The organism is Amycolatopsis balhimycina FH 1894 (genome assembly GCF_000384295.1).
Lineage (GTDB): Bacteria > Actinomycetota > Actinomycetes > Mycobacteriales > Pseudonocardiaceae > Amycolatopsis > Amycolatopsis balhimycina.
In genome coordinates this window covers 3,521,000-3,541,120 of sequence record NZ_KB913037.1, presented here as the reverse complement: position 1 = coordinate 3,541,120, position 20,121 = coordinate 3,521,000, and the positions used below count along the sequence as shown (strand labels likewise).

Below are 20,121 nucleotides of genomic sequence, written 5' to 3'. Positions count from 1 at the left end.
TGATTTCGGGAACCCATTAGCCGAACTCGTGCCACACTCGATTCGAGGGGTTCCGCCGGTGTGTCCGGCGTGGCCGGAGGGTGGTGCGCTCGGCCGTCTTTCTTCGTCGTGCCAACGTTCAGTCCGCCTTCGAGCTCGGTGCGCGCATCCCATCCGGCCGGTGCGCGTGCGTTTTTGCCTGCACGGAGGAGGAAGTCATGCGTTATCGCCCACTCGGTTCCGATCCGGTCGACCCGCGCCTGGGCCGGTTCATTCCGGACGACTGGCGGCACGTGGAAAGGTATCCGTTCGGCGCGCTGGCCGCCGAACACCGGCCCACCCGCTCGCCGGTCGTGATCGGGGTCAACTGGTACTCGGCGTTCGACAGCCCGGAGCAGGACGAGACCTCCGGCGAGTTCTTCATCGCCAGGGCCGGCGTCAAGAAACTCGGCCACATCCGCGGCGGGCACTGCGTGTGTCTCGAGCCCGGCGGCACGCCGGACACCGATGCCTTGTACGCGTTCTACGACCAGGGCCACGAAGGGGCCTGCGTCGGCTTCGGCTGGTCGCGGTGCATGTCGCTGTTCAACGGCAGCGAGTACGCGGCCCGCTGGCTCTGGGACTCGGCCAAGAAACGCGACGAATGGCCCGAAACCAACCCCGGTGACGACAACGGCACGTCGGTCCGGGCCGCGGCCGAGGTGCTCAAGGCCGCCGGGCACGTCCTGTGGGACGACTCCTACGCCGCCGACGACTGGCAGGCCCGGGAGAAGTACGCCCCCGAGGCCAAGCAGGGCATCAAGGCGTTCCGCTGGGCGAAGTCGGTCGACGACGTGCACTCCGTGCTCACCAACCCGCGTGCCGACGAGCTCGGCGCCGTGCCGATCCTCAACTCGTGGGGCCCGGGTTACCCGCACCGGACCTACCTGCCCGACGAGGTGCTCGCCAAGCTGATCGAAGAGGACGGCGAAATCGCCATTCCGACCGACCGCTGATCGGCGCCCGCTCCCGCGGCGCGTGACAGAGGGCGCGTCTTCCCTGGTCAAGACCGGGAAGACGCGCCCTCTGTGCACTTTGGACACGTCAGCGTGCCGACCCTGAATCCATGCAGTACTGTCCGGATCCGACAGGGTGGTGGCTATTCCTGTCGGTTATTGTCCCGCTTGAAAAAGTACTGCCGGAGGTGGGTCGGGTGCTCGTCCTAGCCGATGCGAACCTGCGACTCGACGCGAGTGCGATCGACTACATCGAGTTGGCGTTCTACTTCGTGCTCGTGCTCGGCATCGGATATCTGGCGCGACGGCAGGTGTCGAGCAGCCTCGACTTCTTCCTGTCCGGCCGTTCACTGCCGGCCTGGGTCACGGGCCTCGCGTTCATTTCGGCGAACCTGGGCGCGGTCGAGGTCATGGGCATGTCGGCCAACGGCGCCAAGTACGGCCTGCCGACCGTGCACTACTTCTGGATCGGCGCCATCCCGGCGATGCTGTTCCTCGGCATCGTGATGATGCCGTTCTACTACGGCTCGAAGGTCCGCAGCGTCCCCGAGTTCATGCGGCGGCGCTTCGGCAAGCCGGCCCACCTGGTCAACGGCATCAGCTTCGCCACCGCCCAGATCCTGATCGCGGGTGCCAACCTGTTCCTGCTGGCCAGCGTCGTGAAGCTGCTCCTCGGCTGGCCGCTGTGGGTGTCGATCGTCGTCGCCGCCGCGATCGTGCTCTCCTACACCGCGCTCGGCGGCCTCTCCGCGGCGATCTACAACGAGGTCCTGCAGTTCTTCGTGATCGTCATCGCGCTGGTGCCGCTGACGATCATCGGCCTGGTCAAGGTCGGCGGCTGGCAGGGCCTGGTCGGGAAGGTGACCAACAGCCCGGGCGGCACCGCGCAGCTGCACTCGTGGCCCGGTGACAACCTGACCGGCTTCGGCAACAACATCCTGTCGATCCTGGGCATCGTCTTCGGCCTCGGCTTCGTGCTCTCCTTCGGTTACTGGACGACGAACTTCGTCGAGGTCCAGCGCGCGATGGCGTCGAAGAGCATGTCCGCCGCGCGCCGCACGCCGATCATCGGCGCGTTCCCGAAGATGCTGGTCCCGTTCATCGTGATCATCCCCGGCATGATCGCCGCGGTCACGGTGTCCGAGTACGTGAAGGACAAGCAGATCCTGCTGGACGGCGGCACGGCGCCCAGCGGCGTGACGTTCAACAACGCCCTCCTGCTGCTGATGCGCGACCTGCTGCCGAACGGCATGCTCGGCATCGCGATCGCCGGTCTGCTGGCTTCCTTCATGGCCGGCATGGCGGCGAACCTCAGCTCGTTCAACACCGTCTTCACCTACGACATCTGGCAGACCTACGTCCAGAAGGACAAGCCGGACCACTACTACCTCAACTTCGGCCGCGTGGTGACGTCGGCGGGCACGATCCTCGCGATCGGCACCGCGTTCATCGCGTCGAGGTCCAGCAACATCCTGGACTACCTGCAGGACCTGTTCTCGTTCTTCAACGCGCCGTTGTTCGCGACGTTCATCCTCGGCATGTTCTGGAAGCGGATGACCCCGCACGCCGGCTGGAGCGGCCTGGTCCTCGGCACCGGGTCCGCGGTCACCGTCTGGGCCCTGTCGAAGACCGGGGTGCTGGGCCTCACCGGCCAGGGCATCAGCTTCGTCGCCGCGGGGACCGCGTTCGTCGTCGACATCGTGGTGAGCGTCGCCGTCTCGCTGGCGACCCGGCCGAAGCCGGACGACGAACTGGTCGGGCTCGTCTACTCGCTGACGCCGAAGGAAACCCGCCGGCACGACGACACCGGCGAGAACGCGGGCTGGTACCGCAGGCCGGGCCTGCTCGCGGGCATCGTGCTCATCCTGACCATCGCCCTCAACGCCATCTTCTAGGAGGTCGGAATGGCTACCGAGTCCCAGCCGCGGGCGCGCAAGGCAGGCGCGTTCGACATCCGGCTGATCATCGCCCTGCTGATCGGCGTCTACGGGGTCATCCTGACGATCATGGGCGCGGCCTTCACCTCCGACGAGCAGCTCGCGAAGGCCGCCGGTGTGAACATCAACCTGTGGGCCGGGATCGGCATGCTGGTGGTCTCCGCGCTGTTCATCCTCTGGGCCAAGCTCCGCCCGCTCGTCGTGCCGGCCGAACCCGAGAGCGGCGACACACCGGCCGCCGCGGGCGAATAGCCGGGTTGTCCGGACAGCGGCGCGAGGTTGCCGCTACCGTGCTCGACGTGTTCCCCGACGTTCGCCGCTGTCTCCCGAAGCTGTTCCTGCTGGTCACGGCCCTCGCGCTGCCGCTGGCCGCGTGCGGGCAGGACCTCGGAAAGTCCAACTTCGCCCGGACGACGGTGCCCGCCGCGGCCGGCACCGGCCAGGTCGCCGACGGCCCGATCACCGACGCCGCGGTGGCGGCGGACGTGCTCCGCGTGATCCAGCCGTGCCAGTTCCTGACCAAGGACGCCCTCGGCGCGCTGGGCCTCGGCACGGTCGACGACGACCCGTCGCCGTCGTCGATCGCCTTCGACACGTGCAGCAACAAGGTGAAGGACCCCGGCGGCAAGGAAATGCGGCTCGAGCTCGAGATCGGCAGCACGACCCTGCTGCCGCGGGCCGACAAGACGACCGGCCGGGCCGGCGGGCTGCCGCTGCGGGTGAACAAGACCGGCGACACCGGCTGCACGGCCGCGGCGATGACCGCGCTGAACCCGGATCTGGCGCTCGCGGTGTCGGTCACCTACGCCGGCGACCCGTGCCGTCCCGGGCAGGCGCTGGTCGAGGCCGTGGTGCAGAAGGTGCACAACTCGCCGGAGAAGTACTCGACGCCACCGGGCACCGTGCTGACCGCCGACCCGTGCGCGATGGCCGACACCGCGGCGGTCGCCTCCGCCGTGCCGTCGGCGAAGGCCGCGCCGACGGGCCTGCACTCCTGCTGGTGGAAGAGCACCGCCGCGGGCCCGGAGGTGACGGTCGGGTTCCTGCCCGGCCTGCCCCCGCTCGCCGGCGACGGTTACTCCAAGGTGGACCTCGGCAACGGCGTCACCGGGTTCCAGAAGCCCGGCACCGCGAGTTCGGCTCGGTGCAAGGTCCAGTGGCAGCACCGGCCGTGGCAGGGCGACGACGTCGAACTGGCCCAAGTGGACTACAAGGGGTACGACGACAAGGGCGACCCGTGCGGCAAGGCGGTGGCCGTCGCGAAGAACGTGGTCACCAAGCTTCCCCGGGCTTGACCTGGCGGTGGGCCGCCCGGGGAGGTAGGAAGAGGACACCCACCCGCCGACGTTGCCGGAGGCTGCCGTGAAGAAGATCATCAACGATCCGGCGAACGTGGTCGCCGAGTCGCTGCGGGGGCTCGCCGCCGCGCACGCCGACGTCCTGCGCGTCCAGTACGACCCGGACGTCGTGATCAGAGCCGACGCGCCGGTCGCGGGCAAGGTCGCCGTCATCTCCGGCGGCGGGTCCGGGCACGAGCCGCTGCACGGCGGCTTCGTCGGCCAGGGCATGCTCGCCGCCGCCGTGCCCGGCGCGGTGTTCACCTCGCCGACGCCGGACGCCGTGCAGGCCGCGGTCACCGCGACCACCGGCGACGCGGGCGCGCTGCTCATCGTGAAGAACTACACCGGCGACGTGCTGAACTTCGAGACGGCCGCCGAGCTGGCCGCGGCCGACGGCCTCGAGGTCCGCAGTGTCGTGATCGACGACGACGTCGCGGTCAAGGACTCGACGTACACCGCGGGCCGCCGCGGGGTCGGCGGGACGGTGCTGCTGGAGAAGATCACCGGCGCCGCCGCCGAGCGCGGCGACTCGCTCGACGCCGTCACCGCGCTGGCACAGAAGGTGATCGGCCAGGTGCGGTCGATCGGCGTCGCGCTCACCGCGCCGACCGTGCCGCACGCCGGTACGCCGAGCTTCGAGCTCGGCGAGGGCGAAGTCGAGTTCGGCATCGGCATCCACGGCGAGCCCGGCCGCGAGCGGATCCCGCTCGAACCGGCCGACGCGCTGGTGGCCCGGATGGTCGAGGCGGTGGTCTCGGACCTGCCCTTCGCTTCGGGCGACCGCGTGCTGCTGTTCACCAACTCCATGGGCGGCACCCCGCTCGTCGAGCTGTACCTGGCCCACGGCATCGCCGAGCGGCTGCTGGCCGACCGTGGGATCGTGGTCGAACGCCGGCTGGCCGGGCCGTACATCACCAGCCTCGAGATGCAGGGGATGAGTCTGACGGTGCTCAAACTGGACGACGAGCTGACCGAGCTCTGGGACGCCCCGGTCAACACCGCGGCGCTGCGGTGGGGGCTCTGATGACCTGCAAGGCCGAGGGGGTCGCGGCGGCCGTGCGCGCCGCCGCGGCGGTGGTCGCCGAGCACCGCGTGGAGCTGATCGACCTCGACCGCGCCATCGGCGACGGCGACCACGGCGAGAACCTGAACCGCGGCTTCTCGGCCGTCGTCGCGGCGCTCGATTCCGCTGTTCCGGACACCCCCGGCGGGGTGCTCAAGCTGGTCGCGACGACGTTGATCTCCAAGGTCGGCGGAGCCGCGGGCCCGTTGTACGGCACGGCTTTCCTGCGCGCCTCGGCCAAGCTCGGCACCGCCGGCGACCTCGACGTCCCGGCCCTGCTGGACGCGCTGCGCGCCGGGCTCGAAGGCGTCCAGGCCCGCGGGAAGGCCGTCGGCGGCGACGCGACCATGGTCGACGCCCTGCTCCCCGCGGTGGCGGCCGCGGAAAAGGCGGCCGAGGACGGCGGCGACGTCGCCGCGGTGCTGACCGCCGCCGCCGACGCGGCCGACCGCGGCGCGGAATCCACAGTGGACCTGGTGCCGCGGAAGGGCCGCGCGTCCTACCTCGGCGAACGCGCGGTCGGGCACCTGGACCCCGGCGCCCGTTCGTCGGCGCTGCTGCTGCGGGCGTTCGCGGAGGCCGCCCGGTGAGCGTGGGAATCGTGCTCGTGTCGCACAGTGCGAAACTCGCCGAAGGCCTGGCCGAGCTGGCTGCCCAGATGGCGCCGGACGTCACCATCCTGCCCGCGGGCGGCCTCTCGGACGGATCGATCGGCACGGACTACGACGAGGTCGTCGCGGCCACCCAGCGCGCCGACCGGGGCGACGGGGTGGTGCTGCTCTACGACCTCGGCAGCGCGCAGATGACCGCCGAACTCGCCGTCGAATCGCTGGCCGACCCGTCGGCGGCCATCGTCGCGGACGGCCCGCTGGTCGAGGGCGCGATCGCCGCGGCGGTCGCGGCGCAGGCCGGGCAGGACCGCAAGGCGGTGGCGGAGGCCGCCGCGACAGCCGGGATGCCCGAGGACCTGGCGCCCGCCGAGGCCACGGCCGACAGCGCCGAAATCGAGCTGGAGCTGCACAACGACGTCGGGTTGCACGCCCGGCCGGCCGCGTTGCTCGTGCGCGCGTTGAGCGAGTTCGACGCGGAGGTCACCATCCGGCTCGGCGACCAGGAGGCCGACGGCCACAGCGTGCTGGCCCTGATGTCGCTCGGCGCCCGCCAGGGCGACCGGATCCGCGTCCGGGCACGCGGCCCACAGGCCTCGGCCGCGTTGGAGAAGGCAACGGAGCTGGTCGACGGCAATTTCGGCGAGTGAAGCCGGGCGCTCGGCGGGGTGACTTGAGCGGTACTGACTCGATTCCGTCTGGGCTTCCGGCGGTGCCGCGTGGCAGTATCGGGGCAATTACCAGCGAGTAACATCTCTGGAGGCCTCGATGGCGCGGGAAATCTCGACGGTCGGTGTGGTCGGCCTGGGCACCATGGGGGCGGGAATCGCCGAGGTACTCGCGCGCAGCGGGCTCGACGTCGTCACGGTCGAACTCGACGAGGCCGGCGTCGCCCGCGGCCGCGGGCACCTCGAGCACTCCACGGAACGGGCGCTCGCCGGCGGCAAGCTGGATGCTCCCGGTCGCGAGGCGTTGCTGGGCCGGATCCGGTACAGCACGTCGCTGTCGGATCTGTCCGAAGTGGACCTCGTGATCGAGGCGATCCCGGAAAGCCTCGAGCTGAAGGCCGACGTCTTCACCGAGCTGGACAAGATCACCCGGCCCGAAGTCGTGTTCGCGTCCAACACGTCGTCGCTGTCGATCACCGAGATCGGCGTGCACACCGCGCGTCCGGGCAAGGTCGTCGGCATGCACTTCTTCAACCCGGCACCGGTGCAGAAACTCGTCGAGATCGTGAAAACCGTGGTGACCGAGCCGGACGTGGTCACCGAAGTCGTCGAGTTCGCCGAGCGGCTCGGCAAGGTGCCGGTGGTGATCGGCGACCGGGCCGGGTTCATCGCGAACGCGCTGCTCTTCGGCTACCTCAACCACGCGGTGCGGATGTACGAGCAGCGTTACGCCACGCGCGAGGACCTCGACGCCGCGATGCGCTTCGGCTGCGGCTACCCGATGGGCCCGCTCGCGCTGCTCGACCTGATCGGGCTGGACACCGCGAACGAGATCCTCGACACGATGTACCACCAGTCCCGCAACCGCCTGCACGCGCCCGCGCCGCTGCTCAAGCAGATGATCACGGCGGGCCTGCTGGGCCGCAAGACCGGCCGCGGCTTCTACACCTACGACGCCCCGGACTCGCCCAACGTGGTCTCTTCCGGTGTGGTGTCCACAGTGGAGAGTGTGCCGCCGCGCCCGGTGGCGCGGGTCGGTGTGATCGGTACCGGAACGATGGCGACCGGAATCGCGGAGGTGTTCGCCAAGCGCGGCCTCGACGTCGTCCTGCGGGCCCGGAGCCTGGAGAAGGCACAGGCGTCGGTGGCTCGCGTCAAGAAGTCACTCGACAAGGCGGTGGTCAAGGGCAAACTGTCCGAAGAGGACGCTGCGGCCGCTTTGGGGCGGATCACCCCGGTCACCGACTTCGAAGCCCTGGCCGACGTCGACCTGGTGATCGAAGCGGTGGCCGAGGAGCTCTCGGTGAAGCAGGCGGTGTTCGCGGCCCTCGACGAGGTGGTTCGCCCCGGCGCGGTCCTGGCGACGACGACGTCGTCCCTCCCGGTGATCGAGTGCGCGGCGTCGACGTCCCGGCCGTCCGACGTGGTCGGTCTCCACTTCTTCAACCCCGCACCGGTGATGAAGCTGGTCGAGGTGGTGTCGACGATCGCGACCGCGCCCGACGTGGTGGCGACGGCGAGCGCGGTCTGCGCCGCGGTCGGTAAGCACGCCGTCCACTGCGGCGACCGCGCGGGCTTCATCGTCAACGCGTTGCTGTTCCCGTATTTGAACGACGCGGTGAAGATGCTGGAGGCCCACTACGCGGGCGCGAACGACATCGACACGGCCATGAAGGTCGGCTGCGGCCTGCCGATGGGCCCGTTCGAACTGCTGGACGTCGTCGGCTTGGACGTCTCCCTGGCCATCCAGCGGACGCTCTACAACGAGTTCCGCGAAGAAGGCTTCGCGCCGGCGCCGTTGTTGGAGCACCTCGTGACAGCCGGGCGGCTGGGCCGGAAGACCGGGAAGGGCTTCAAGGACTACTGATCAGCTGCTCAGCGCTCGGCCACCTCGCCGAGGACCGGTTTGACATCGAGCACCGGGGTGCCGTCGATCGCTTCCAGGCCCGTCACCGTGAGCGTGCCGTCCTCGACCGCCGTCACCGTGACCGTGTGGAGGCCGATCGGGTTCGGGCGGTCCGGCGAGCGCGTCGAGAACACTCCGGTGCTCGGGCGGTTCCGGTCGCCGCGGGGGTGGACCGCCTGGACGTCGCGGTCCGCTTCGTGCAGCCACGTCAGGAGCACCAGGCGATCGCCCGGCCGGAGGTCGGCCGCCGCCGGGGTGAACTCCGGCGCGAACACCACTCGCGACGGCGGCGCGCCCTCGTCGCCCTGCTTCGGGGCCGTCGCGCGGTCCGTCAGGGACGACTCGATGCGCGCCACCGGGCGCACCTCGTAACTCGTCACTTGTAGTAGCCCTCGACCGGCACGCGGGCCTCGTCGAACAGTGCCGGGCCCTCCAGTTCGTGCCCGCCCCACGTGAGCGGCGGGCGCAGCGTGAGGAACTGTTCCGTCGACAGCGCGAACACGACCCGCCCGAGCCCGGACCGCTCGATCGCGCCGGTGCACATCCCGCACGGCTGCGTGCTGGTGAACATCGTCGTGGCCGCCGCGGTTTCCGGGTCCAGGTTCTGCGCCGCCCAGCGGGCGAGCTTCAGCTCGGGGTGGGCCGTGATGTCGTTGTCGGTCAGCGACGTGTTGCGGTCCTCGGCCAGGATCTTCCCGTCGGCGTCGGCCAGCAGGGAGCCGAACGGCGGGTTGCCGTGTTCCTCGCGCGCTTCGCGGGCGAGCTCGATCGCCCGCCGCAGCAGGGCTTCTTCGGTGTCCTTCACCGGTTCTCCTTCCAGGACGCGGCCACCGCCGCGAGGTCCCGCCACGCCGCCTCCGGGCGGAGGGTTTCGGCCGGGTCCGAGTCGAACGGGTCGAGCACGACGGTGTCCGCCCCCAGTGCTCGGAGTTGCGCCAGGTCGTCCACGACCTGGTCGAGCGTGCCTTCGCCGGCCCGGCGGTCCGGCCCGGTCACCGGGGTGCCGGTCAGCCGCAGCAGGATCCGCGGCGCGAAGGACGGCACGGGCCGGTCGCCGGCCAGTTTTTCCAACCGTGCCAGGGTTTCCCGGAAGCCGGCCATGGTCAGCCGCAGCGGGTGCCAGGCGTCGGCGAGTTCCAGTGCGCGGCGCAGCCCGGCGTCGCTGTGCCCGCCGATCCACAGCGGGATCGGGCCCGCGCGGTAGTCGTCGTGCCCGGCCCACGCGGCGCGGATCGTCCGCAGGTACTCGCTGGTGAGCTTCCCGCGCTGCTCGAACGGCACGCCCAGGGCGTCGAACTCCTGCTTCGCCCAGCCGATGCCCGCGCCGAGCACGAACCTGCCGCCGCTGAGTGCGTCGAGGTTCGCCGCCATCCGCGCCACCAGCAGGGGATGCCGGTACGGCACGACCAGCACCGTGGTGCCCAGCCGGACCCGCCGGGTGACGCCCGCGAGCCACGACAGCGTCGTGAACGGTTCGTAGAACGGCGCGGGGTACTGCTCGGCGACGTCCGGCGTGATCGCGATGTGGTCGGACACCATGAGCAGGTCGAAGCCGAGCCCTTCGACCGTCCGCGCCCAGGCGCGCAGCACGCCCGGGTCGGTGCCGGGCCCGAAGTTGGGGACGTTCACGCCGATCTTCACCGGAAAAGGCTATCGACGTTTTGCCCGGATCCGGAAGGAAATGATCGCGGCGTTCGTGGCGTTCCGCCGTGGATCCCACGGTATGTTCGGCAAATGACCGAGAGTCTCGATCCGACGGACTGGGCCATCCTGGTCGAGCTCCAGCAGGACGCCCGGCTGCCGCTCACCGAGCTGGGCCGCCGGGTGAACCTCAGCGCGTCCGCGGCGACCGAACGGCTCCGCCGGCTCGAGACCACCGGTGTGATCACCGGCTACCGCGCGGAAATCGACCTCGGCAAGGTCGGCTACCCGGTACTCGCCGTGGTCCGGCTCAAGTACCCCGGCAGCAGGCACGAGGCACTGCACAAGCTGCTCGGCGAGCGCTCCGAGATCCTGGAATGCCTGCGCACGACCGGCGACGACTGCTACACGCTCAAGGTCGCCGCCGCCTCCATGGCCCACCTCGAGCGCACGATGGACGAGCTGGCCCAGTTCGGCGGCACGACCACCAACGTCGTCTACAGCCAGACCCTGCCCTACCGCGGCCCCCGGGAGCCTGCGCATAACCTCGACGCATGACCTCGGCTCATGACCGCATCGTCGTCTACGGCGTCACCGGCTCGGGCAAGTCGACGCTCGCGGCCCGGATCGCCGAGCGCACCGGGCTGCCCTACGTCCCGGCTGACGACCTCACCTGGCTGCCGGGCTGGGTCGGGGTGCCGGACGAGGAACAGATCCGCCGGATCGCCGAGGTGTGCGCGGGAGAACGCTGGGTCCTCGACGCCGCTTACAGCAAGTGGAAGGACGTCGTGCTGCCCCGCACGCAGCTCATCGTGGGTCTCGACTACCCGCGCTGGCTTTCGCTGGGCCGCCTGGTGCGCCGGACGGCCATGCGCTCGGTGGCTCGCGAGCGGATCTGCAACGGCAACGTCGAGTCGTTCCGGCAGATGTTCTCCGCGGACTCGATCATCCGCTGGCACTTCACCTCGTTCGCGAAGAAGCGGGCGCAGATCCGGGAGTGGGCCGCGGAGCCGCCGGGGCCGGCGGTGGTCCGGCTGACGTCTCCACGCGAGACGCGTCGCTGGCTCGAGACGCTCTGAGTTCAGGCACCCGGGGGGAGCAGCGGGCCGCCGCTCCAGTGCTGGAACACCAGGTTCGTGTGGACGCGGGCGACCTCGTCACGCGCGGTCAGCTCGTCGAGGACCAGGCGCTGCAGCTCGCCGGCGGAGCTGGTCGCGACGTGCGCGAGGAAGTCGTCCGGCCCGGTCAGGTGGTAGACCGCGCGCACCTCCGGCAGCGACAGCAGGTGCTCGACGAACGGGTCCACCAGCGGCCGCCGGTGCGGGCGGACCTGGACGAACAGGAACGCCTCCAGCGGCCGGCCCAGCTTGGCCGCGTCGACCGACGCGTGCTGCCCGGTGATCACGCCGGTGTCCCGCAGCCGGGCGACGCGGTCCAGGCACGTCGACGGCGCGATGCCGACCGCGGCCGCCAGGTCCTTGTTGGTGATCCGGGCATCGTTCTGCAGCAGACGCAGAATCTCGAGGTCCACCGGACTCAGTTCGACGGAAGCGGACATCGCCGAATGATATCCGAGAGTATTGCCGCTGGTCCGGCGAAAGCTCGACGATGCTGCCATGACTTCCTCGCTGCGCACGCGAGCCGTCCACGCCGGCCGTGACGATCTCACGGACCTCGGCGTGCACGCCGCTCCGCTCGACCTGTCCACGACCTACCCGTCCCGCGACAGTGCCGCCGAAGCCGCCCGGATCGACGAGTTCGCCGCCGGCGGCGAACTCGACGGCCCGCCGATCTACGGCCGCGTGGGCAACCCGACCGTCGAACGGTTCGAGCGCGCGCTCGCCGAGCTGGAGGGCTTCGACCACGGCGTCGCCTTCGCCAGTGGCATGGCCGCCGTCTCGGCCTGCCTGCTTTCCGCGGTGGCGCAAGGGAAACGCCACGTCGTCGCGGTGCGCCCGCTGTACGGCTGCAGCGACCACCTGCTCGAGTCCGGGCTGCTCGGCACCGAGGTCACCTGGGCCGCGCACGGTGCTTGTGCCGATGCCGTCGCCGCCGCGCTCCGGCCGGACACCGGGCTGGTGTTCGTCGAGACGCCGGCGAACCCGACGCTGGCCGAAGTGGACATCGCCCAGCTGGCGGCTGCCTGCGGGGACGTGCCGCTGGCGGTCGACAACACCTTCGCCACCCCGGTGCTGCAGCGCCCCGGCCGCCACGGCGCCCGGATCGTGCTGCACAGCGCGACGAAGTTCCTCGGCGGCCATGGCGACGTGATGGGCGGGATCGTCGCGTGCGACGCCGAGGAAGCCGCGCGGCTCCGGCAGATCCGCTTCGCCACCGGCGGCGTGCTGCACCCGCTCGCCGGATACCTGTTGCTGCGCGGGCTTTCCACGCTGCCGCTGCGCGTCAACGCCGCGTCCGCGACCGCGGCGACGCTGGCCGCACGGCTCGGCGAGCACCCGGCCGTGACCGCCGTCCACTACCCGAGGGTGGGCGGGCCGCTGGTCGCGTTCGAGGTCGACGGCGACCCGCACGCCCTGATCGGCGCGGTCCGGCTGATCACGCCGGCCGTCAGCCTGGGCAGCGTCGACACGCTGATCCAGCACCCGGGTTCGATCAGCCACCGGATCGTCGACGAGGGCGACCGCCATGGTGCCGGCGTGTCCGACCAGCTGATCCGGCTTTCCGCCGGACTCGAGGACGTCGAGGATCTGTGGGCCGACCTCGAGCAGGCGCTGAAGGCGCTCTGAGACCGGTCAGCCGCAGCAGCCGCCGCCACAACAGCCACCGCCACCGCCGGCCGGGGCCGCGGGACCACTCGCGGCCCCGGTGAGGGCGACCGTGGTGAGCAGCTTGACGGTGTCGGCGTGGCCTTCCGGACAGGCCGCCGGCGCACCGGATTCGCTCATCGGGCGCAGGAGCTCGAACGTCTCGGTGCACTCGCGGCAGCGGTAGGCGTAGGTCGGCATGCCGCGATTATCGCCGCAGCCGCCCGGGGATGGGAAGCTGGGCGCGTGCAGCCGCCATCGCTCGCCGACGTCCCGCACCTCGGCCAGGTCGTCCCGTCCCTGCTGGCCACGCTCGGAGTCCCCGGCTTCGGCAACACGCTGGCGCTGCCGGAGGCGCGCAGTGCCGGGGTGCTCCTCGTCGACGGGCTCGGCTGGGAGCTGCTCGCCGAGCACGCCGCGGACGCCCCGGTGCTGGCCGAGCTCGCCCGGGAGCCGCTGCGCGTGGGCTTCCCGTCGACGACGGCCGCCGGCGTCGCCGCGATCGGCACCGGGCTCGCGTCGGGCGAGCACGGCATGGTCGGCTACACGTTCGAAATGCCCGGCACGGGCGTGCTCAACGCGCTGCGCTGGCGCAGCCACGAGGACGGCAGCGACCTCCGCGGCGCGCTCCCGCCCCGCGAGGTGCAGCCGCTGCCGACGACGTTCGAGCGGGCGGCCGCGGCCGGGATCGACGCCGCGGTGGTCTCGTCGGCCCAGTTCGCCGACACAGCACTGACGCGGGCCACCCAGAGCGGGGCGCGTTACGCCGGCGTGCACGCGCTGGGCGACCTCGCCGCGCGGACGTTGTCGGTGCTCGACGGCCGGGCGTTCTGCTACGCCTACCACAGCGAACTGGACCTGCTCGGGCACGTCTACGGCCCGGGTTCGGCCGCCTGGCGGATGCAGCTTCGGCAGATCGACCGGCTCGTCGAGTCCCTTGTGGACGGTCTGCCGCCCGGTGCGCTGCTCGCCGTCGTCGCCGACCACGGGATGGTCACCCTCGACGAGAAGCTCGACCTCGAAGACACCCCGGAACTGCTTTCGGGTGTCCGGACGTTCGGGGGCGAGGTCCGGGCCCGGCACGTATACACCGAGCCGGGCGCGGCCGCGGACGTCCTCACGGCCTGGCGGGAGGTGCTGGGCGAGCGGGCGTGGGTGCGCTCGCGCGAGGAAGCCGTCGCCGAGGGCTGGTTCGGGCACACGGTCAGCGACCGGGTGCTGCCGCGCATCGGCGACGTCGTCGTCGCGGCCCGGGACCGGTTCGGGATGGTGCGGGGGCTGGCGGAAGCCGTGGAGGCGTCGCTGGTCGGGCAGCACGGCTCGCTCACCACCGCCGAACAGCTGGTTCCGCTGGCCCTCGCCCAAGGCTGACCCGTATCCGGAGGGCGTACCCGGAGGGCCGGCTCGCGTGGCCGCCACCGGGAACTTTCCCGCTCCCCGTGCCGACCTGTCCACTGCGTACCGGACTGAGGGGAGTGGGCGGAATGAGCGTGCTGGACGGGATCGGGGTCGTCGGGGCGGGTGGTGAGGGGCGGGCCGTGGCCGCCCACCTCGCCGCGCTGGAGCTGCCCGTGTACCTCTACACGCGGGATCTCGAGGCCGTGGAGGAGATCGCGCGCCGCCGGGAGATCGTCGCGCGCGGGGTGCTCGACGGGCGGTTCCCGCTGCGCGAGGTGACCGCGGACCCGGCGGGCCTGGCCGGGTGCGCCGTCGTCCTGGTCGCCACCGTGACCACCGCCTACCCGGAGGTCACCGCGCTGCTCGCGCCGCACCTCAGTGCCGGGCAGGTCGTGGTGCTGTTCTCGAGCAAGCTGTGCGGGAGCGTCGAATTCGCCCACGCACTCGCCGCCGCCGGGGCGCCGGACATCGACGTCGTCGAGACCGACGCGCTGTTCGCCGCACGGCCGTCCGGGACCGACGGCGTGACCGTGCTCGGCGTCAAGCGCTGGAACCTGATCTCCGGCAGCACCGCGGCCGCCGCCGGACGGCACGCCGGGCTGCTGCGAGAGTGGTTCCCGATGCTGGAGCTCGCGCGCAACCCCGTGGAACGCGGCCTGCACGACTTCGGCGCCGTCGCGCACGTGCCGATCGCGCTCGCCAACCTCGGCACCATCGACCGGGCGGAGGAGCTGCTCTTCTACGTCGAAGGCGTTTCCCCGCGCACGATCGCCCTGCCGGACCGCACCGAGGCCGAGTTCGCCGCCGTCGCGCAGGCTTACGGGGCCCGGTTGCTGCCCACGACCGAGGTCCTCGACCGCTACTACGGCTGCCCGGCCACGACGCTGCTCGACGCGTTGCGGACCGTGGAGCCGTACCGGACGATCGCCGCGCCGACCAGCCTCGACCACCGCTTCCTCACCGAGGACATCCGCTCCACGCTCGTGCCGCTGCAGGCACTCGCGCGGTGCGCGGGCGTCGCCACGCCGATGGTCGACGCCGCGATCACGATCATGTCCGTGCTCGGCGGCGAGGACTACCGCCGGACCGGCCGGACGCTGCACCGGCTCGGCTGGGACGGCCTCGGCCACGACGCCATCCTGCGCACGCTCGGGCAACCGGCCGCGGTGGGTGGCCGCGCGGCCTGAGGCCCGACGGGCACCACCCGTGCCGGGAAGGCATCACGTGTGATCCGGGAGGCATCACGCGTGATCGGAGGGACATCACGTGTGATCGGACGGACGACTCGCGTGCCTGGAGGGTCGGGTCGAGGGGTGGCCGCTACCGTTTCGGGCGTGCCTCGACGCAACCGTCCCGGCCGCCGGCCGGACGGCGGGCCGCCCGAGCGTGACCTCGGTGCCGCGACCGGCTGGGCACGCGCCGAGTCCGGGGCCGACGGGGACTGGCTGGTCCGGACCGTGCCGGGGGCCCAGGCCACCAAGTTCTACCGCTGTCCCGGCTGCGACCACGAGATCCGGCCGGGTACGCCGCACCTCGTCGTCTGGCCTGCCGACGAGACCGGCTCGGTCGCCGACCGGCGGCACTGGCACCGCGCCTGCTGGGAAGCCCGGGCGAGGCGGCGGCCGCACCGCCGCCGGTGATTCTCTCTCTGGAGTTTTCAAACAACGCCCGGCTCAGCGCCGGTAGTGCCGTGACATCGCGCCGTCGTACATCTCCTCCGTGTACTCGGTGAAGCCGAGCCGCTCGGCCACCCGCAGCGACGGTTTGTTCGCGATGCTCACGCTCGCCAGCACCGGCACGGACGGCAGCTCGCGGGCGCACCACTCCAGGACCGCCAGTCCGGCCTCGACCGCGTAGCCCTTGCCCCACGCGGACGGCCGGAACCGGTAGCCGAGGTTCAGCACTTTCTCGCCGTGGAACTCGCGCAGCCGCACGCCGCACAGGCCGAGCACCTCGGTGCCGCCGCGTTCGAGCACCGCTGGGTAGCCGAAGCCGTGCTCGGCCCAGTGCGCGAGCCAGGCCGAGAACATCTCCGACGCGCGCGGGACGTCGGGCGGGTCGGGGTGGAAGCGATTGGTGCGTGGGTCCGTGTGGATGTCGACCATCGCCTGCCGGTCCGCCTCGTGGAGCGGACGCAGCAGCAGCCGGTCGGTTTCGATGTCGGTGAACACGTTGGCGAAGCTAGCCGGGGGGTCCGACAAAATGACGCGCATGACCGAACTCCCGCTGGTCCTCCTCCACGCCTTTCCGTTGGATTCCCGCATGTGGAACGCGGTGCGCGAGCCCCTCGCTTCACACGTCCGGGTGATAACGCCGGACCAGCGCGGGCTCGGCCGCTCGCCACTGCCGGAGTCCCCGCGCGAACCGAGCCTCGAAGACGCCGCGCGGGACGTCGTCGCCCTGCTCGACCGGCTCGAACTCGGCCGGGTGGTGCTCGGCGGCTGCTCGATGGGCGGCTACCTCGCGATGGCCGTGCTGCGGCTGGCTCCGGAGCGGGTCGGCGGCCTCGTGCTCATCGACACCAAGGCCACGCCCGACACCCCCGCGGCCGCGCAGACGAGGCTGGACGTCGCGGCCCGCGTCGAGCGGGAAGGCACCAAAACCTGGCTGGCCGAGGCCAACCTGCCGAACCTGCTGGCCGCGTCGACGCGGGAGCGGCGTCCCGAGGTCGTCGAAACCGTCCGCGAGATCATCGAATCCCAGCCGCCCGCCGGGGTTTCGTGGACGGCGCTGGCGCTGCGGACCCGGCCCGATTCGCTCGATCTGCTGCGTGACTGCGGGGTTCCGGCGCTGGTCGTCGTCGGGGAAGAGGACCCGATCACCCCGGTGGCGTCGGCGAGCGAAATGGCCGGGGTCATGGACGGCGCGACGCTCGTCGTGCTGCCGGGCGCCGGCCACCTGACCCCGCTGGAGGACCCCGCGGGCGTCGTCGAGGCGATCCTGTCCTGGTACCCCGCGACTCACGAGCAGACTCACGAAAAGTAAGCGGCGAGCGCGGAGCGGGCCTCGGGAAGCCGGTGCGGGAACCGCTTCGCGATGACGAAGCGCCATGCGACGGCGAAGAGTTCTCGCAACCGCGTACACGCACGAAGGGCCTCTTCGTCGACGTCGCCCGGGTACGCGGCGAGGTACTCCGGGCCGCCTTGGCGAGCCAGGATGCCGAGATCCCAGGCGAGCGGCCCGAGCCAGGTGTCCTCGAAGTCGAGCCAGCAGGGCCCGGCCGCCGTCGCGATCAGGTTGCCGGGGTGCGCGTCGCCGTGCAGCGGCCGGCCGGGGCCCTCCGGCAGCGCGGCTTCGATCCGGGCGGCCTCCGTGCGCAAGCGGGGGTCGAGGCCGTGCCGGCCGAGGATGCGCTCCAGGTCGTCGAGCGGCCCGCGGCGAGGCAGCTCGCCCGGGTACTCGCGCAGGGCCGCGTGCACCTCCGCGAGGGAGCGCGCGACGACGTCCGGTGCGTACCGGTGGTCCGGATCGTGCGGGGTGTGGTGCCAGAGCGTGACCGGCAGCCCGTCCGCGAAATGGGGTCCCGCCGGGGGGTCCGTGGCGGGTGAGACGACGAGCACATCACGGTCCGTGAGGAACCTCGAGAGCGCGACGTCGCGCTCCAGCCAGGCCGCCGGTTCCGGCCGGAGCAGCCGGGTCGTCGCGGGCACCCTGGCGACCAGCGGACCCAGCCTCACCAGCACGTTCGACCGTTCGTGCAGCACCTCGGGATCGTGGGCGGGCAGGCCGAGCCGGGCGGTGACGGCGCGGGCCGCACGCACCGCCGCGCGGGTGTAGTCGTCGGCCACGCCCCGATCTTGCCAGCCGGTGCGCGCGACTGTCGGTAGCGAGGGCTACGATCCCCCTAAGCCGCCGGATCGGGTCTCCCGAACCCGGCGGCCGGACGTTGACCACCACAAGGTTTCAGTGTTGGAGGCAGGAGTGACGGCCGTAGCCCCCAAGCCGATCGCCACGCGCCCGTACCCCGCGCGCGAGTCGGTTAAGGGTTCGTACCTGCTGCGGTTGTTCCGCACGACGGACCACAAGCAGATCGGGATCATGTACCTGGTCACGTCGTTCGCCTTCTTCATGGCGGGCGGCGCGATGGCGATGCTGATCCGCACCGAGCTGGCGCGGCCCGGGCAGCAGTTCCTGTCCCAGGAGCAGTACAACCAGCTGTTCACCATGCACGGCACGGTGATGCTGCTGCTGTACGCGACCCCGATCCTCTTCGGCTTCGCGAACTTCGTGCTCCCGCTGCAGATCGGCTCGCCGGACGTCGCCTTCCCGCGGCTGAACGCGTTCTCGTACTGGCTGTACCTCTTCGGCGGCCTGATCGTGATGTCCGGCTTCCTGACGCCGGGTGGCGCCGCCGACTTCGGCTGGTTCGCCTACACCCCACTGTCGGACGCCATCCACTCGCCGGGCGTCGGCGCGGACCTGTGGATCTCCGGCCTGATCGTCGGTGGTCTCGGCACCATCCTCGGCGCGGTCAACATGATCACCACGGTGGTCTGCCTGCGCGCGCCGGGCATGACGATGTACCGGATGCCGATCTTCACCTGGAACATCCTGGTCACGAGCATCCTTGTCCTGCTCGCCTTCCCGATCCTGACCGCGGCCCTGATGGGCCTGCTGGCGGACCGGCACCTCGGGGCGCACGTGTTCGACCCCGAAAACGGCGGCGTGATCCTCTGGCAGCACCTGTTCTGGTTCTTCGGCCATCCCGAGGTGTACATCGTCGCGCTGCCGTTCTTCGGCATCGTGTCGGAGATCTTCCCGGTGTTCAGCCGCAAGCCGCTGTTCGGCTACAAGAGCCTGGTCTGGGCGACGCTGGCCATCGCGGCGCTGTCGGTCGCGGTGTGGGCGCACCACATGTACGCCACCGGCGCCGTGCTGCTGCCGTTCTTCTCCTTCATGACGTTCCTGATCGCCGTCCCGACCGGCATCAAGTTCTTCAACTGGATCGGCACGATGTGGAAGGGCCAGCTGTCCTTCGAGACGCCGATGATCTTCTCGATGGGCTTCATCGTCACGTTCCTCTTCGGCGGCCTGACCGGCATCCTGCTGGCCGCGCCGGCGATCGACTTCCACGTGTCGGACAGCTACTTCGTCGTCGCGCACTTCCACTACGTGCTCTACGGCACGATCGTGTTCGCCACCTTCGCCGGCATCTACTTCTGGTTCCCGAAGATCACCGGCCGGATGATGGACGAGAAGCTCGGCAAGTGGCACTTCTGGACCACGTTCATCGGCTTCCACGGCACGTTCCTCGTCCAGCACTGGCTGGGTGCCGAGGGCATGCCGCGCCGGTACGCGGACTACCTGTCCAGCGACGGGTTCACCACGCTGAACACGATCTCCACGATCGGCGCGTACATCCTCGGTGCCTCGACGCTGCCGTTCATCTGGAACGTCTTCAAGAGCTACCGGTACGGCGAGATCGTCACGGTGGACGACCCGTGGGGCTACGGCAACTCGCTCGAGTGGGCGACCTCCTGCCCGCCGCCGCGGCACAACTTCACCGAGCTGCCCCGGATCCGCTCCGAGCGGCCGGCGTTCGAGCTGCACTACCCGCACATGCTCGAGCGCATCCACAAGGAGGGCGAGATCGGCTTCCTCGGCAAGCAGAAGAGCAACAGCCACGCGGCGCCGTCGCAGCTGCTGACCGAAGCGGTGATCCCGGGAGACCACTCGCAGGACAACGCGAGCGAGCAAGGCGACAAGTAGCCCCCTGATCGAGTGAGCGCGTGCCCGGCTGATGTGAAGCCGGGCACGCGCTCTACTTATGTCCGGGTTCGGACCGGCAGACTGGCCGTGCAGCGTTGCCGAACGAGGGATG

23 protein-coding genes are annotated in these 20,121 nt (G+C 71.0%); 16 read left to right on the top strand and 7 right to left on the bottom strand.

The features are described from left to right. Positions 1-197: 197 nt before the first annotated feature. The 8 genes from A3CE_RS0115250 to A3CE_RS0115215 all read left to right on the top strand — a co-directional run bounded on the left by A3CE_RS0115250 (position 198) and on the right by A3CE_RS0115215 (position 8,457). Positions 198-974: a hypothetical protein gene (locus A3CE_RS0115250; protein ID WP_020640961.1), complete on the top strand. Its 777-nt coding sequence runs from the start codon at positions 198-200 to the stop codon at positions 972-974. 197 nt (positions 975-1,171) lie between these two features. Then, entirely contained in the window at positions 1,172-2,869 is a 1,698-nt protein-coding gene (locus A3CE_RS0115245) for a sodium:solute symporter family protein (protein WP_020640960.1), read from the top strand. A 9-nt stretch (positions 2,870-2,878) separates the two neighbouring features. Further along, positions 2,879-3,163 carry a hypothetical protein gene (locus tag A3CE_RS0115240; protein ID WP_020640959.1) on the top strand — a complete coding sequence of 95 codons (285 nt, stop codon included), beginning with the start codon at positions 2,879-2,881 and terminating at the stop codon, positions 3,161-3,163. 47 nt (positions 3,164-3,210) lie between these two features. Further along, positions 3,211-4,206, top strand: coding sequence for a DUF3558 domain-containing protein (locus tag A3CE_RS0115235; protein WP_245589529.1), 996 nt, complete (start codon positions 3,211-3,213; stop codon positions 4,204-4,206). Positions 4,207-4,273: 67 nt separating this feature from the next. Continuing rightward, a complete protein-coding gene (dhaK, locus tag A3CE_RS0115230) occupies positions 4,274-5,275 on the top strand; it encodes a dihydroxyacetone kinase subunit DhaK (RefSeq protein WP_020640957.1) in 1,002 nt (333 codons plus the stop codon). Further along, positions 5,275-5,904: a dihydroxyacetone kinase subunit DhaL gene (gene dhaL, locus A3CE_RS0115225; RefSeq protein ID WP_020640956.1), complete on the top strand. Its 630-nt coding sequence runs from the start codon at positions 5,275-5,277 to the stop codon at positions 5,902-5,904. Before dhaK ends, dhaL begins: the two co-directional genes overlap by 1 nt. Continuing rightward, positions 5,901-6,572 (top strand): dihydroxyacetone kinase phosphoryl donor subunit DhaM, encoded by a 672-nt coding sequence (gene dhaM, locus A3CE_RS0115220; RefSeq protein WP_020640955.1) that lies wholly within the window; start codon positions 5,901-5,903, stop codon positions 6,570-6,572. The genes dhaL and dhaM overlap by 4 nt, the downstream gene beginning before the upstream one ends. 118 nt (positions 6,573-6,690) lie before the next feature. Then, positions 6,691-8,457 carry a 3-hydroxyacyl-CoA dehydrogenase family protein gene (locus A3CE_RS0115215; protein WP_020640954.1) on the top strand — a complete coding sequence of 589 codons (1,767 nt, stop codon included), beginning with the start codon at positions 6,691-6,693 and terminating at the stop codon, positions 8,455-8,457. Positions 8,458-8,465: 8 nt separating this feature from the next. On the opposite strand, the gene tsaA is transcribed toward A3CE_RS0115215, so the two are convergent. The 3 genes from tsaA to A3CE_RS0115200 are packed head-to-tail and all read right to left on the bottom strand — an operon-like array spanning position 8,466 to position 10,137. Beyond that, on the bottom strand, positions 8,466-8,861 hold the full coding sequence (gene tsaA / locus A3CE_RS0115210) for a tRNA (N6-threonylcarbamoyladenosine(37)-N6)-methyltransferase TrmO (RefSeq protein ID WP_043792325.1): 396 nt from the start codon (positions 8,859-8,861) through the stop codon (positions 8,466-8,468). Positions 8,862-8,872: 11 nt separating this feature from the next. Continuing rightward, on the bottom strand, positions 8,873-9,301 hold the full coding sequence (locus tag A3CE_RS0115205) for a nucleoside deaminase (RefSeq protein ID WP_020640952.1): 429 nt from the start codon (positions 9,299-9,301) through the stop codon (positions 8,873-8,875). Continuing rightward, positions 9,298-10,137 carry an LLM class flavin-dependent oxidoreductase gene (locus A3CE_RS0115200; protein WP_020640951.1) on the bottom strand — a complete coding sequence of 280 codons (840 nt, stop codon included), beginning with the start codon at positions 10,135-10,137 and terminating at the stop codon, positions 9,298-9,300. Before A3CE_RS0115200 ends, A3CE_RS0115205 begins: the two co-directional genes overlap by 4 nt. Positions 10,138-10,230: 93 nt before the next feature. Between A3CE_RS0115200 and A3CE_RS0115195 the strand changes: the two genes are divergently transcribed. Further along, complete coding sequence (locus A3CE_RS0115195; RefSeq protein ID WP_020640950.1) at positions 10,231-10,695, top strand: Lrp/AsnC family transcriptional regulator; 465 nt, start codon at positions 10,231-10,233, stop codon at positions 10,693-10,695. Beyond that, positions 10,692-11,216 (top strand): P-loop NTPase family protein, encoded by a 525-nt coding sequence (locus A3CE_RS0115190; RefSeq protein WP_020640949.1) that lies wholly within the window; start codon positions 10,692-10,694, stop codon positions 11,214-11,216. The genes A3CE_RS0115195 and A3CE_RS0115190 overlap by 4 nt, the downstream gene beginning before the upstream one ends. Positions 11,217-11,218: 2 nt before the next feature. On the opposite strand, the gene A3CE_RS0115185 is transcribed toward A3CE_RS0115190, so the two are convergent. Further along, positions 11,219-11,695: an Lrp/AsnC family transcriptional regulator gene (locus A3CE_RS0115185; protein ID WP_020640948.1), complete on the bottom strand. Its 477-nt coding sequence runs from the start codon at positions 11,693-11,695 to the stop codon at positions 11,219-11,221. 58 nt (positions 11,696-11,753) lie between these two features. On the opposite strand from A3CE_RS0115185, the gene A3CE_RS0115180 reads away from it, so the two are divergent. Next, the gene (locus A3CE_RS0115180) at positions 11,754-12,884 is read left to right on the top strand and encodes a trans-sulfuration enzyme family protein (RefSeq protein WP_020640947.1); all 1,131 of its coding nucleotides are present in this window, start codon (positions 11,754-11,756) and stop codon (positions 12,882-12,884) included. A gap of 6 nt (positions 12,885-12,890) precedes the next feature. Here the strand turns inward: A3CE_RS0115180 and A3CE_RS0115175 are convergent, their stop codons facing one another. After that, on the bottom strand, positions 12,891-13,103 hold the full coding sequence (locus tag A3CE_RS0115175; protein WP_020640946.1) for an FmdB family zinc ribbon protein: 213 nt from the start codon (positions 13,101-13,103) through the stop codon (positions 12,891-12,893). A 45-nt stretch (positions 13,104-13,148) separates the two neighbouring features. Here A3CE_RS0115175 and A3CE_RS0115170 point away from each other — a divergent pair, with 45 nt between their 5' ends. From A3CE_RS0115170 to A3CE_RS0115160, 3 genes are all read left to right on the top strand, one after another. After that, entirely contained in the window at positions 13,149-14,273 is a 1,125-nt protein-coding gene (locus A3CE_RS0115170; RefSeq protein ID WP_020640945.1) for an alkaline phosphatase family protein, read from the top strand. 113 nt (positions 14,274-14,386) lie between these two features. After that, positions 14,387-15,487, top strand: a complete 1,101-nt coding sequence (locus A3CE_RS0115165; RefSeq protein ID WP_020640944.1) for an NAD/NADP-dependent octopine/nopaline dehydrogenase family protein — start codon at positions 14,387-14,389, stop codon at positions 15,485-15,487. 147 nt (positions 15,488-15,634) lie between these two features. Then, positions 15,635-15,940: a hypothetical protein gene (locus A3CE_RS0115160; RefSeq protein WP_026468501.1), complete on the top strand. Its 306-nt coding sequence runs from the start codon at positions 15,635-15,637 to the stop codon at positions 15,938-15,940. A 33-nt stretch (positions 15,941-15,973) separates the two neighbouring features. Here A3CE_RS0115160 and A3CE_RS0115155 read toward each other — a convergent pair whose 3' ends face one another. Beyond that, positions 15,974-16,513 (bottom strand): GNAT family N-acetyltransferase, encoded by a 540-nt coding sequence (locus A3CE_RS0115155; RefSeq protein ID WP_020640942.1) that lies wholly within the window; start codon positions 16,511-16,513, stop codon positions 15,974-15,976. Here A3CE_RS0115155 and A3CE_RS0115150 point away from each other — a divergent pair. Continuing rightward, on the top strand, positions 16,512-17,285 hold the full coding sequence (locus A3CE_RS0115150; RefSeq protein WP_020640941.1) for an alpha/beta fold hydrolase: 774 nt from the start codon (positions 16,512-16,514) through the stop codon (positions 17,283-17,285). The two genes, A3CE_RS0115155 and A3CE_RS0115150, sit on opposite strands and share 2 nt — an antisense overlap. Here A3CE_RS0115150 and A3CE_RS0115145 read toward each other — a convergent pair. Beyond that, positions 17,273-18,088, bottom strand: a complete 816-nt coding sequence (locus A3CE_RS0115145) for a phosphotransferase family protein (protein ID WP_020640940.1) — start codon at positions 18,086-18,088, stop codon at positions 17,273-17,275. The genes A3CE_RS0115150 and A3CE_RS0115145 overlap by 13 nt on opposite strands. Before the next feature lie 133 nt (positions 18,089-18,221). Between A3CE_RS0115145 and ctaD the strand changes: the two genes are divergently transcribed. Then, positions 18,222-20,009: an aa3-type cytochrome oxidase subunit I gene (gene ctaD, locus A3CE_RS0115140; RefSeq protein WP_020640939.1), complete on the top strand. Its 1,788-nt coding sequence runs from the start codon at positions 18,222-18,224 to the stop codon at positions 20,007-20,009. The last annotated feature ends 112 nt before the right edge of the window (positions 20,010-20,121 follow it).

Coding starts and splice junctions, on each gene's coding strand:
- A3CE_RS0115250 (WP_020640961.1), top strand. CDS start 198: ATGCGTTATCGCCCACTCGGTTCCGATCCGGTCGACCCGCGCCTGGGC.
- A3CE_RS0115155 (WP_020640942.1), bottom strand. CDS start 16,513: ATGCGCGTCATTTTGTCGGACCCCCCGGCTAGCTTCGCCAACGTGTTC.
- A3CE_RS0115190 (WP_020640949.1), top strand. CDS start 10,692: ATGACCTCGGCTCATGACCGCATCGTCGTCTACGGCGTCACCGGCTCG.
- A3CE_RS0115185 (WP_020640948.1), bottom strand. CDS start 11,695: ATGTCCGCTTCCGTCGAACTGAGTCCGGTGGACCTCGAGATTCTGCGT.
- A3CE_RS0115180 (WP_020640947.1), top strand. CDS start 11,754: ATGACTTCCTCGCTGCGCACGCGAGCCGTCCACGCCGGCCGTGACGAT.
- dhaL (WP_020640956.1), top strand. CDS start 5,275: ATGACCTGCAAGGCCGAGGGGGTCGCGGCGGCCGTGCGCGCCGCCGCG.
- A3CE_RS0115175 (WP_020640946.1), bottom strand. CDS start 13,103: ATGCCGACCTACGCCTACCGCTGCCGCGAGTGCACCGAGACGTTCGAG.
- A3CE_RS0115150 (WP_020640941.1), top strand. CDS start 16,512: ATGACCGAACTCCCGCTGGTCCTCCTCCACGCCTTTCCGTTGGATTCC.
- A3CE_RS0115195 (WP_020640950.1), top strand. CDS start 10,231: ATGACCGAGAGTCTCGATCCGACGGACTGGGCCATCCTGGTCGAGCTC.
- A3CE_RS0115165 (WP_020640944.1), top strand. CDS start 14,387: ATGAGCGTGCTGGACGGGATCGGGGTCGTCGGGGCGGGTGGTGAGGGG.
- A3CE_RS0115215 (WP_020640954.1), top strand. CDS start 6,691: ATGGCGCGGGAAATCTCGACGGTCGGTGTGGTCGGCCTGGGCACCATG.
- A3CE_RS0115240 (WP_020640959.1), top strand. CDS start 2,879: ATGGCTACCGAGTCCCAGCCGCGGGCGCGCAAGGCAGGCGCGTTCGAC.